Source organism: Xenococcus sp. PCC 7305, assembly GCF_000332055.1.
Lineage (GTDB): Bacteria > Cyanobacteriota > Cyanobacteriia > Cyanobacteriales > Xenococcaceae > Xenococcus.
Genome location: NZ_ALVZ01000198.1, coordinates 1 through 12,170 on the forward strand (window position 1 = coordinate 1; position 12,170 = coordinate 12,170).

Consider the following 12,170-nt stretch of genomic DNA (forward strand, 5'->3'; position numbering starts at 1 on the left):
ATTCCCGCAGTAGTTCTAGTGCCGCTTCGCGGAAGTAATAAGTAATAAGTAATGAGTAATAAGTCTTGATACATCGGCTTTTTGCTCTTCGTTGATAGATAGCTTATTTACGCCCGCGTTCACTAGTAGTTTACCAAGTTAATTATTACAGGTGAATATTCTCCCTAATTCCCCATTTCCCTAATTCCCCATAACTTAAACTTTGAAGGCAGACGGCAGAGGGCAGACGGCAGAAGGTTCAAATCCACTTCTTACTTCCGTGTAGCAGCACTAGTTAACAATTAGAGGGTAATCGGGAGTGGGATTTAAAGGGCAACTAATCCAATATTTCCCAGGGCGTAAAGTTACCTTATATTCTTTGGTAGTTCCAGCAGTTAACCCTCCACCACTAGTAGTAGGTAAAGTTGCTCGACTAATGCCTTGTCCCCGCAGAAAAAAGCCTAGTTCGTAGGGAACATTTTCGTTAGTAACCTGGAAAACATATTCCCCTGCTGCTAACTCAAGGGGTTTAAATTCTTTTTCTCTCTCAGCTAAAGTATCCCCATTAATTTTTTTGCAATCAGCAGCACTTGTCGTCTGGTAATTATAATTTTGGGCTTCTGTCTCGACAAACTGGCATCCTGTTTGAGTCAGGGCAATAACGGTGGCATTGTCTGATTGCGAGTTCACAGGAGAACTGAGATTAGCGATCGCGATCGCACTTATGCTAGCGGCTAAGAATAGTTGACTTCCCTTAAATAATTTGTTTTTCATGTCTGTATGTATCCCCATCTACAACATTAAAATTTCTTTTGTTAGTATCACTACCAAAAATGATTTTTTGCTGAGATTTCTTAAGGAAAATTTCTAATTTCTTTTGCACAGGTTTCTCAGGTTATTTTAATATTTCCAGCTTTAGATGATAAACAAGCTTTAAAGTTCAAAATACTTCACATAAGGAGAACAAAAATTATGAAATTGCAATATATCGCCACCGTTGCTGCGGCTTCCCTCTTATCTACTAGTCTAGTTGGGTTCTTTCCCACTAATGCCAGCGCTTCACCCTTAAGAGGTTCATCCATTCTAGTTGCCGACGGCCATGCAGATGCTTGTGCTGGGGCAAAACCTTGTGCCGCTTCTGACCCTTGTGCGGGAGCTAATGCTTGCGCCGGTGTTGATCCTTGTGCAGGAGTTGATCCCTGTGCGGCAGTTGATCCTTGTGCTGGAGTTGACCCTTGTGCGGCAGTTGATCCTTGTGCTGGGGTTGATCCTTGTGCGGGTTCATAGTAATTAAATTATTCAGATACTATAGATTTTTTCTTATCAAGGATCTTATTTATTTTGTATGCGGAAATAGGTTAGCTATTAGGAGTATAGTTGGTTGCTATACTCCGTTTTTATTTAGGTATTTAGGTTTTATCCGGTAACCCCAACATCTGAGCATTGCTTTTCCCTGGGGCAATCATGGGGTAACAATTTTCGTCTTTCTTCACCCTAGCATCAAGTAATACAGGGCCATCATAGGCCAGCATCTCGGCGATCGCATCTTTTAATTCCGAGCGGTTGCTAATAGTCATTCCTTTAATGCCATAGGCTTTAGCCAATAATTCAAAATCAGGCATTCCCACTTCCATATTGGAAGAAGAATAACGTTCCCCAAAAAAGGTTTCTTGCCACTGCCTAACCATGCCCTGCCAACCATTGTTGATAATGATGGTTTTAACATTAATTCCAAATTGAGCTAAAGTTCCCAACTCTTGAGGATTCATTTGAAAACTAGCATCACCACTAATGCAAATTACCTCTTCTTCTGGCACAGCAACTTTAACCCCCATCGCAGCAGGCAAGCCATAGCCCATAGTGCCCAAACCAGCACTAGAAATCCAACGCCGAGGCCCATTTTTCAGGAATTGAGCGGCCCACATTTGATGTTGACCCACATCTGTCGTGTAATAGGCATGAGGAGCTTGATTGCCGACCTCTGTAATTACCTCCTGAGGAGATAAGCTATCTTCAGGATAGGGCACAACGAGAGGATAATCAGCACGCCACTGGTCGATCTTTTCCAGCCAAGGCTTGGTCTTGGTGTTATCAACTGGTACATTGAGCTCTTTGGAGCGGGCAATCATCTTTTCTAATACCCAGCGGACATCTCCCACAATTGGAACTTCGGGGCTGCGGTTTTTGCCTACTTCAGCGGGATCAATATCAATATGAATTACTTTAGCCGTCGAAGCAAATTCATCTAGTTTCCCCGTAACGCGATCATCGAATCTTGCCCCTACAGCAATCAGCAGATCGCATTCACTAACAGCAAAATTAGCATAGGCTGTCCCATGCATTCCCAACATACCAACGGACAGAGGATTATGCTCATCAAACGCCCCCAATCCCATTAAGGTCGTGGTGACAGGGAGATTAAATCGTTCTGCCAACTCTTGAATCTGAGCATGGGCATCAGCGGAAATAGCTCCGCCACCAACGTAAAGCAAAGGTTTTGTTGCCATCTCCAGCAATTCCACAGCCGCATTAATTTGGCGGGGATTGCCTTTCAATGTTGGTTTATATCCTGCAATGTGAATTGTTCCTGGTTCAACTGGAATATAGTCAAATTCTTCTAACCCAACATCCTTTGGCACATCAATTAGGACAGGGCCAGGGCGACCAGTGCTAGCAATATGAAAAGCCTCAGCGACAATTCTTGCCATATCTTTGGCCTGCCGCACGACATAGGAGTTTTTGACAATGGGAAGGGTAATCCCAAAAATGTCCGTTTCCTGAAATGCATCAGTGCCGATCGCCGCGCGGGCTACCTGTCCTGTAATAGCAACCATCGGAATAGAATCCATATGAGCTGTAGCAATGCCTGTAACCAAATTAGTTGCTCCTGGGCCAGAGGTGGCAAAGCAGACTCCGACTTTACCTGTTGCGCGGGCATAACCATCAGCGGCGTGGGATGCGCCTTGTTCGTGTCTGACGAGAATATGTTGAATTTCACCCCTAGCTTCTGCGAGATACAGCTCATCATAGATTGGGAGAATTGCCCCACCAGGATAGCCAAAAATATGTTTAACGCCATGACGGCACAAGCTATCAATTAGGGCAAAACCGCCTGTATGACGCTCTGGAGAAGAAATCGGACTGTTAGTTTGGGGAATGCTTGTTGAAACCACTAGGTTAACCGTAATACTTGCCTACTGTTTATCTTAGAATTTGTTGCCTATAATGCAACAGAAAATTTTGTGATCTGATATGTCTAAATTCTTAATTCTAGAGGAATATTGATTGACTGTCGATATTGTGAAGATCTTGTTTACAAAGTTATGTAGCATTCATCTATAAATTCCTCTGCTTGTGCATTGAGCAATGCTTGTATGGGATGTAAAGGTCGCCATTGGTCTAGTCGTGTTACTTGAGAACGACAGGAAAATCCTGTTGCTAGATAATAAGGTTTATCTTGGGGATCTGTGGGTAAATGTTGGCCCCAACTAAGTTGATAAATAGCTTTTGAGCTTGCTACATGTTCAGCTTCATAACCATAGAGCCCCGCCATTCCACAACAACCGGTTTCAATAACATTCAGTTGTAATCCTGCTGATTGAAATACCTGCTGCCACTGACGTTGCGAAGCTAATGCTAGGGTTTTTTCACTACAATGTCCGAGTAGATTATAGGGCTGAGCAAGTTGAGATGGGCTTAAGCAATCTTTGAATAATGTTGCTATGCGATCGCGATTGGCCAGAAGAAATTCTTGGGGCAATTGAATATTAAGGGAATTTACGCGATCGCGCTGTGAAGGAGAAACTAGATGGGCAAAATCAGCATATTCATCCCGATAGGTAAGGACAATACTGGGTTCAATCCCCACAATGGGAATTCCTAAATCTTGAACTTTTTTAATATACTTAATGTTCTTTTTTGCTGCGATCGCAAATTCTTCGAGAAAGCCTAGAACATTCAATGGTTTGCCACTAAGCAATGGCGGCAAGAGATGGACTTGTAATCCTAGCTTAGTAAATAAATCATAAGTGGCCAAAACCAATTCTGCTTCGTAATAACTGGTAAAAACCTCAGGTAGCAGAATAACGCTGTTGCGAGGATCAGCCTTGCTCAATTTCTCTAGGTCAGACGAGGCCAGGGTTTTCTGTTTCAGGTTTGAGATTAGGGCTAAAGAACTCATCCTTGGGGGATCGAAAATGCCGAAACCAGATTGCAATAATTTGCGAGTGAGGGGATTTTGTAGCGCCAGATTGGTTAGCCGGGGAAATTTGCCTTGCCATTGAGTTAGGAATTCGATGTGCCCCATCAGGAAATCTCGGGGCGATCGCAGATAACGAGTATGATAATGCTGCAAAAATTTAGCTTTCAGACTGGGAATATCGACATGAATCGGACATTCGCTGGCACAAGCTTTGCAAGAAAGGCAGCCGTGCAAACCCTCATAAACCTCATGGGAATAATCATATTGACCAGCCATTTTCCCCAAACTATTCCAGAATTTGACCAGAATATTCCCAGGTTGCCCTGAATCTTGATGGGGATGCAGAGCAATTTGGCGTAACCATTCCCGTAGCAAACCAGCACGACCTTTAGGCGAATGAATTCTATCTAAAGAACCCTTATAGGAGGGACAAATAACCTGATCTGGATTGACAGTAAAACAGGCCCCATTGCCATTGCAATTAAATGCCACCTCATAATCTGCTTGACTGGCAAGAGAAACTTGTCGATCAAAATGCCCTCTAAGAGGTGATTCTAAGCTGACAACCTGGTCTTTGCTATCAAAAGGAGTGACAATCTTCCCAGGATTTAAGCGATTATCCGGATCAAAAGCTGCCTTAATTTTCCTGAGATCTTCATAAAGTTCCGTACCAAAAAACATACTGGTATATTCACTCCGAAAACCCCGCCCATGTTCTGCCCACATCACTCCGCCATATTTGCGCACCAGGGCAACTACTTGATCTGATATTTCACGAATTAGTCTTTCATCTTCGCTAATTTGTAAGTTTAAGGCTGGACGCACATGGAGACAGCCCACATCCACATGCCCAAACATGGCATAGTCTAGGTTGTAGCGATTTAATAAAGCTTTGAATTCTTGAACATAGTTCGCCAGATTGACTGGAGGAACTGCCGTATCTTCGATAAAAGCAATGGGCTTAGGTTTTCCTGGGCGATTTCCTAATAAACCGACACCTCGTTTGCGCAATTCCCAAAGATACTTGGTCTCTTCTGGGGAGCCCGCTTGATAGTAGCCGATCGCGGTGGGACTTATTTCTAATTCTTGTTGCAGTTGCTCTGCCTTTAACTGTAACTTGCGAGCATCTTCTGAGATAAACTCCACCAAATTAATTGCGGCTGCATCAGCAATAAAGTCTTTCACATATTGATAAATTTCATCTTGTTTCGCCAGTTCAAGAATTGTTTCATCAATAGTTTCAATGGCCGCAGGCTCAAAATCTAGCAAAGTTTGAGACGCATTCAGCGCATCATCAAAGCAGGCGTAACGAATCACCAATAATTCTTGGAACCGAGGAATCGGGTTAAGCTTAAGTTTTGCCTCTGTGACTACGGCCAAAGTACCTTCGGAACCAGCAAGAATTCGGTTGAGGTCAAAAAATTCGCGATCGCAATCGTAAACTTTTGCCAAGTTATATCCCGTAAGAAAGCGCGGCATTTTGGGAAACTGCTGCTCAATCAACTCTTGTTTGGTTGTGACAATTTGCTCCACCTGCTGGTAAATTTTTCCCAAGGGATTAGATTCTGATTTGAGTTGATTTAGTTGTTCCTTATTTACCGGTTGGGATTGAAACACATTGCCATCGGGAAGCACCCCAGTGAGCTCTAAAATGTGATCGCTAGTACGACCGTAGATACGAGAACCCTTACCACAGGCATCAGTATTAATCATGCCGCCCAAAGTAGCTCGACTACTAGGTGACAGATTGGGCGCAAAGAAAACACCCTGAGGTTTGAGATAATTATTTAATTGATCCAAGACGACCCCAGGTTGCACCCTAACCCAACCAGCCGACAAATTGACTTCGATAATCTGGTTCAGATATTTGGAGCAATCGAGTATGATTCCTGTAGCTAAAGATTGTCCATTGGTTCCTGTTCCACCACCGCGAGGAGTAAAGGTTAGCTTTTGGTAGGCAGGCTGATTTGCTAATTGAAATACTGTGGCGATATCTGCTGTCGTGCGTGGGAAAATAATTGCTTGAGGCAGGATTTGATAAATACTATTGTCGGTAGAGGAGAGTAAACGACTCGCAAAATCTGCCCGAATTTCCCCACTAAAATCAGTTTTCGCGAGTGAGTTGAGAAATCTATCAACCTCATTTTCTGGAGTAGCTTGTTGAGATAAGCGAGGAAGCATTGCTTGGATATTAACTTCAGGGCTGCGACCTTGGAGGCAGCCCTATTCAATTATTACTTACTTAGTTTTGATGGAATTAACCCAAGAACGTAATTGTTCTTTGGCAACATCTCGACCACCAAGACCAAAAGCCAGCGCGATCGCTACTGCAACAGCACCTAGTAGTAAACCAAAAGCTAGGTTAACGATATCAGGAGCAACCCCAACTCTCGACAATGCCATCGCACCAACGAAAATAATGATAATCGCTCTAGCAGCTTGAGCTAATAAGCTGGATTGATTGGTACCAGAAGCAATAATCAATTTGTAAACCCAGTTAGCAAAGAATAAGCCAATAGCAAAGAAAATTCCCGCAATTACTACTTGACCCGCAAGTTCTATTAGTACGCCGACAATTTCTTCTAAAGCTTCATTTCCTAAAAGACTAAGAGCTTCTTTAATCGCAAACAGCATAATTGCGACGAACAGAATTAGCCCTGCAAATTCGGAAGGAGTTTTAGCCCCAACAGAACTAGGTTGTAATAAGGTGGGTTGTTCAGTAGATTCTGGATCTGCTACTTCCTGAGGTTCTGGACCAGCAATTCCCACCCATTCGAGAACATTATCAAACCCAATATCGGCCAAAAATTTGCTGACCAATTCAGAAATAAATTGTCCTATAACATAGAAGATCACGAGCACTACTGCTGCGGAGAAGAGATTGGGTAGTAATCCAAATACTTCGTTGAGCATATCTGTTGCTGGTGCAGAGATCGCTTCAATTTGAAGTTTCTCTAGAGCAGATATAACCCCTGGAACCAATATTGTGATAAAAACAATTGTCCCAATCAATGAGGACAAGGTTGGTCTTCCTGAGTTGGAGGATAACCCTATTTTTTCTCCGATACTATCAATACCTGTTGCCGAGAGTAATCCTGCAACAATACGGCTCACAATCTTAGCGACAAACCAGAATACAGCACCGATCAGTAGGGCTTCTAAGATATGGGGTAAAGATCCGAGGATCTTATCCATCATTCCCTGAACTGGAGCTAATGTTCCATCTAGTTCGAGGGTACTCAGAATAGAAGGCAAGAACAATAGGAAAACAAACCAATAGATAACGTTCCCAAGAGTATCTCCCAGCGCAAAATCCGTGCCATCGCCGGTGGCTTGCTCCAACTTTTCATCAATCTTAAATGCGCTAAGACTTCTGGTAACTAAAGTTTTTGCGAGAGTGGCTAAGACCCAAGCAACCCCTAAAAGAATTCCGGCACCAATCACTTGAGGAATGAATCTTGTTACCTGCTCTAGTAATGAGTTCAAAGGAGCAGATACGGCTTCTAAATTCAGAGCATTTAAAAATGCCACGATTACAAAGAGCCGGATTAACCAACAAAATAAATTGGCGACCCATTCTTCTATCGGGAGAGATTCCCCCCCTCTTTGGCCTGTGACCCAAGCGGCAATGCGATTATCAATGTCGGTAGAATTAAGGATTTTCTTGATGATGCTTTTGGCTATTCCAGAGATAATCCAACCAACAATCAGAATAATGACTGCTTTGATTACATTAAGCAATGATGAACCAAAGTCGGTACCTACATTCGATATTAACTGGTCTACCCCCGAAATTTGGGCCAGCACCAGTGGTGATTCTGACGTAAGGGGACTAATGAGATGTGTCATGTCTTTTAATTGTGTTAATTTACCTAATGATTTTCGTCAGATTAACGACAAAAACTCGAAATAAACATTGTTCTTTTGAATAAGTCAATATATTTTCTGCGACAATTATGCCAAACTTACACGAAAATACGGAAAAAATTAAGAATATTTTGTTAAATGGTGGCAATTACTTAGTAAAACGTCAACGAAAAGAAAAATTATCTAATAAATGTTTTCTTAAATACTGTAATTGATTAGTATTGTTTGTTACGATTAGAGGCTATATAGTTTTTTATGTCCAAATTTCAAGTCTTTGAACAATCCATTCCCATCAAGGCAAGCGCGATCGCGGTAGAAAGCTGCCTCCAAGATCTAGAGTTAATGCATCGTTGGCTCAATCCTGCTCTCAAATGTGAACCTATTGGTACCTGGAGCACTACCGAGGGTAGTTTTAGTCGCTTCACAATCAAGATCCCTTTTTGGCAACCATCTTTGAGAAGCGTGGTTATAGAAAGAGAGCCTGGGTTAATAGTTTGGCAATTTGACGGGTTTTTCCGAGGTCGCGATCGCTGGGAATGCCGGCCCACTGCTCAAGGTACTTTATTACTGAATCGTTTTGAGTTTGAAATTCCTAATCCAATTGTTGGCTGGGGTTTTAAAATTTTTGCGCAAAACCTAACCAAAAAAGATATGGAAGCCCAACTGAGGAGATTAAAAAAGGTAGCAGAGGAAGTCTATATCAGAGATCAATTCTAGTATTCTTACCCAGTAAATAGCAAAAACTGCTAAGTAATTACCGATTTATCATCATCCAAACTTTATCTAAAAATAACGCAAAGTTGCAGAAACTTTAAATTATTACTTAAGTAATTGGGTTAGATTAAGAAAGTGAAAAGTTAATACTTAATTACACAGTAATTTTTTATAAAAAACTATCTAACTCTGTTATGAAAACTATTGATGTTGACCAAAAAACAGTTCGTGTTTTAATTGTAGATGATCAAAAATCTGTCAGACATACTCTTAAATTATATTTAGAATCAAATTCTCAGATTGAAGTAGTTGGTTTAGCAGAAGATGGAGTCGCAGCTTTAGAGAAAATAGCTGAACTCACACCAGATATTGCCATTATAGATTTGGAAATGCCTGGTATGAATGGCATTACCACTATTGAAATTATTAATGAACGCTTTCCCTTGACTAAAACATTAGTACTTAGTAGTCATGATCAAAAAGAATATATTCATCAATCCATAGTTGCTGGTGCTAATGGTTATTTGATGAAAGGAGCTTCCGAAGAGAAATTGACCACAGCTGTCTTAAAAATGAATCAGGGGTATTTTCAGCTAGACACAAAATTATCAGAGAAAATCGCCCTCAATACTAAGGTGAATTTTGAGGAAGAATATCTTGCTGTTGATATAGATGAAATAGATTTATTGCCCATGGCAGGGAATAAGCAAGAAAACTCAGCCGAAGCGAGTAATGAAGACCTTACGGCAATGCGACGGGAAATAGTTGATATTTTAGAATTTAAAATTCATTTACTAGAATCCAAAAAAAATACAATTAATCTAAGCTTTCAAAAACTGCAACGTAGATTTGCTTGGCTGCTAGCTTCCCAATTAGTCTTATTCTTTATGGTGCTTGGCTCAACCTCTTCTATGTTAAAGATGAGACAACAAACTAAAAACAATATTCAAAGTTCTAATTTTGTAAATATCGCTCAATTAGTAGAATTGCCACAATATCATCGATAGGACAAGGGGGAATTCGCATAGTTTGAGGGATAAGTTTTCTTAGCCCTTTCGCGGGATAAAGTTCCCAATAGCGATCGCGTGCTTCTAAGCTACTGTTGTTTTCATCAACCATGACAATCGGAGTCTGCTCAAAATTAGCTGTCAATTTTTTGTGCCAAGTTTTTGCAGTGGTCAAGTTTCCCATGACGATTAATCCTACAGAATATTTTTGGGTTAATTGCTTAATCTTTGCGATCGCGTCAGCCGATTTTATTACCTGGTGATAATGTACATTCAGATCTTCATCAGCAACGGCAACTCCACATTTATCTCGTCCAGGGTCAAAACCTAAAATCATTTTATGGGCTCCTAATGGCTTAGTATTTAGGCAAGAGGCCATGAGGAAATAGAAAAAATCCTGGGCCAAAAAACAAGAGCAAACAGATAACTAGTTTCCTAGCAGGTAACTTTGTACCGCATAGGGTTGCTGAGCTGAGTTTGTAATCCTCTTTTTCCATAAAGGATTATATGGTAAATCTTGCAGCTTGATGTAACCTTGAATTTCTTGGAAGGATTTATTGAGTTGCTTGCTTATTATTTGAACATCCTGGAATTTTTCGCCTTCTTTCATATGTGAGATAAAAATTACGGGAGAATTTAGTTCATTATTATTTATTTTTTTTAGAGTATTGCTTCCCAATTTAACTACCTGCGCTGCTTCGATTTTAGATTGTTCTATTTGCTGGCTAAGATAGCGTTCAATCGATAGGGAATTCAAAGAATTGTTTGATAATAGAATGGTATTTGCCTTTTGACTCTTTGCCAAATTTAAAGTATCTGTCGCAATTTGTTCATAAGGGATTAAATTATAAAGTCTTAACGTTGGTCTGATTACTTCCTTGAGGCAAAGAGATATCATCAGGCCCAGGATCAGATAGCTCGCGACTTTCCATGTTTTGCTCATAGAGCTAACATGATAAACAATAATGAAAACCATAAAAAAATGGCTAGGTAAAAAAATACGAGTAAAAGAATATCCGGTAACAGAAGCAAAGACCCAAATAACTGAAGATATTAAAATCAATTGCACAGCTAAAGAACTTTTATGTGTCTTCCAAATTGAGACAAAACTATAGGCATACAAGAGTAGTAGGACAATTGGTAAGCCCAAGGCCAAAGGCAGACTAATCCCCGCACTATAAATTAGATCCAAGCCAGGTCTAAGAGACAAATAGGCTAATTTGGCAAGCTCCACTAATCCTCGGCTTGAATTATTAATATTTTGAGAAGCGGCTACAGGCCAATTGAGAATATTATGTACAGTTTCTAGAAAGTTAAAGCAAGAAAAAATAATTATCACAAATATTAAAACTGATACCAAAATAGGAATCAGTGGTTTATAGGAACGCATACGAAATGCTTGAACAATCAAAAATATTAAGCCAACTAAAAAATATACTATTCCTGAATAATCACTTAGTAACAATCCTAGAGAGGACAAACCCAAGGCTGTAATTTGCCATTGGCTGAGATTCTTGCTGTTTTCCTGTAATATCCAAGCTACTGTAGCAATAAATGCCATTGAAAACATAAACAATAATGAGTACATTCTCAGGTTCGTAGCATAGAAAATATAGTTTGGAAGAATAACTGCGATACAAAAGCTTATTAGTGAACTTCTTGTTCTGCCAAAAACATTGACTAAAGTGAAATATCCCAGTAGCAAGCCAATGATAAAGGGTATTGTATGGATAACTCTCAGGAGGACTTCTCTTTGTATTCCTAGTTGTCTGATCAGTTTTAATAATAGATAGTAGGTGGGTGTATGTGTGGAATTTACCATCAAAATATTTGCGATCGGAGACTCAGATGAAACCATTGACATTGCTTCATCTCCCCACAAATTAATTTGAGTTGCATAATTCAGGCAAATTAGAAAAAATATTAGAGAAGTTACTACTAGTACTAATGATCTTGACGATAATTTTAATGGTTTTACTGGCATAAGTTGACTTTCGTTTCTGATTGGCTATTAGCTTTAGCTTAAATGGAGTTTTTCTTGTCTACTAGATCATAAATTTTGCCAGATCGTCTGTAAGATGATAATTCGGCTCTCCCATTGCACTAGTACTCAGTAATAGCTAAAGTCTATGCAGATTAGTACATTACTTTTGACTTATTTACTCTTCAACGATAAATAAATTATAATTGCTTAATAATTGGTATCATCACCATAACCATTGCCAACATAGCAATATTATGGATGGTTAAATTATGTTTTATCCAGTTTGGATATCCAGCGACCAGCCTTTTGCTGGCGCTTCGCGATCGCAAAAGCTCTTGAAATCTTACTTCAAGACAATCTCTGATGGAGATCCCTTCGCCGATCCGCCCAAAAATTCTAACAATTAGTTACACAGTAA

General features: G+C 40.3%; 10 protein-coding genes. 4 read left to right on the forward strand and 6 right to left on the reverse strand.

The genetic code is table 11. The annotated features are described in order from the left end of the window. Nucleotides 1-270: 270 nt before the first annotated feature. Nucleotides 271-753 carry a hypothetical protein gene (locus tag XEN7305_RS16520; RefSeq protein ID WP_144053299.1) on the reverse strand — a complete coding sequence of 161 codons (483 nt, stop codon included), beginning with the start codon at nt 751-753 and terminating at the stop codon, nt 271-273. Nucleotides 754-951: 198 nt separating this feature from the next. On the opposite strand from XEN7305_RS16520, the gene XEN7305_RS16525 reads away from it, so the two are divergent. Then, entirely contained in the window at nt 952-1,266 is a 315-nt protein-coding gene (locus tag XEN7305_RS16525; protein WP_006510617.1) for a hypothetical protein, read from the forward strand. Between the two features lie 122 nt (nt 1,267-1,388). On the opposite strand, the gene ilvB is transcribed toward XEN7305_RS16525, so the two are convergent. The 3 genes from ilvB to XEN7305_RS16540 all read right to left on the reverse strand — a co-directional run bounded on the left by ilvB (nt 1,389) and on the right by XEN7305_RS16540 (nt 8,029). Further along, a complete protein-coding gene (gene ilvB, locus XEN7305_RS16530) occupies nt 1,389-3,152 on the reverse strand; it encodes a biosynthetic-type acetolactate synthase large subunit (protein ID WP_006510618.1) in 1,764 nt (587 codons plus the stop codon). A gap of 140 nt (nt 3,153-3,292) precedes the next feature. Then, nucleotides 3,293-6,361 carry an FAD-binding and (Fe-S)-binding domain-containing protein gene (locus XEN7305_RS16535; protein WP_006510619.1) on the reverse strand — a complete coding sequence of 1,023 codons (3,069 nt, stop codon included), beginning with the start codon at nt 6,359-6,361 and terminating at the stop codon, nt 3,293-3,295. Between the two features lie 57 nt (nt 6,362-6,418). Further along, the gene (locus XEN7305_RS16540; RefSeq protein WP_006510620.1) at nt 6,419-8,029 is read right to left on the reverse strand and encodes a mechanosensitive ion channel; all 1,611 of its coding nucleotides are present in this window, start codon (nt 8,027-8,029) and stop codon (nt 6,419-6,421) included. A gap of 273 nt (nt 8,030-8,302) precedes the next feature. On the opposite strand from XEN7305_RS16540, the gene XEN7305_RS16545 reads away from it, so the two are divergent. Then, the gene (locus tag XEN7305_RS16545) at nt 8,303-8,764 is read left to right on the forward strand and encodes an SRPBCC family protein (protein ID WP_006510622.1); all 462 of its coding nucleotides are present in this window, start codon (nt 8,303-8,305) and stop codon (nt 8,762-8,764) included. Nucleotides 8,765-8,955: 191 nt separating this feature from the next. Further along, complete coding sequence (locus tag XEN7305_RS26845) at nt 8,956-9,768, forward strand: response regulator transcription factor (protein ID WP_006510623.1); 813 nt, start codon at nt 8,956-8,958, stop codon at nt 9,766-9,768. Here XEN7305_RS26845 and XEN7305_RS16555 read toward each other — a convergent pair. Continuing rightward, nucleotides 9,716-10,105: a pre-16S rRNA-processing nuclease YqgF gene (locus XEN7305_RS16555; protein WP_006510624.1), complete on the reverse strand. Its 390-nt coding sequence runs from the start codon at nt 10,103-10,105 to the stop codon at nt 9,716-9,718. The genes XEN7305_RS26845 and XEN7305_RS16555 overlap by 53 nt on opposite strands. 90 nt (nt 10,106-10,195) lie before the next feature. Beyond that, entirely contained in the window at nt 10,196-11,632 is a 1,437-nt protein-coding gene (locus tag XEN7305_RS16560) for a glycosyltransferase family 39 protein (RefSeq protein WP_158500411.1), read from the reverse strand. A gap of 389 nt (nt 11,633-12,021) precedes the next feature. Between XEN7305_RS16560 and XEN7305_RS29090 the strand changes: the two genes are divergently transcribed. Continuing rightward, nucleotides 12,022-12,159 carry a hypothetical protein gene (locus XEN7305_RS29090; protein ID WP_158500412.1) on the forward strand — a complete coding sequence of 46 codons (138 nt, stop codon included), beginning with the start codon at nt 12,022-12,024 and terminating at the stop codon, nt 12,157-12,159. Nucleotides 12,160-12,170: the final 11 nt, after the last annotated feature.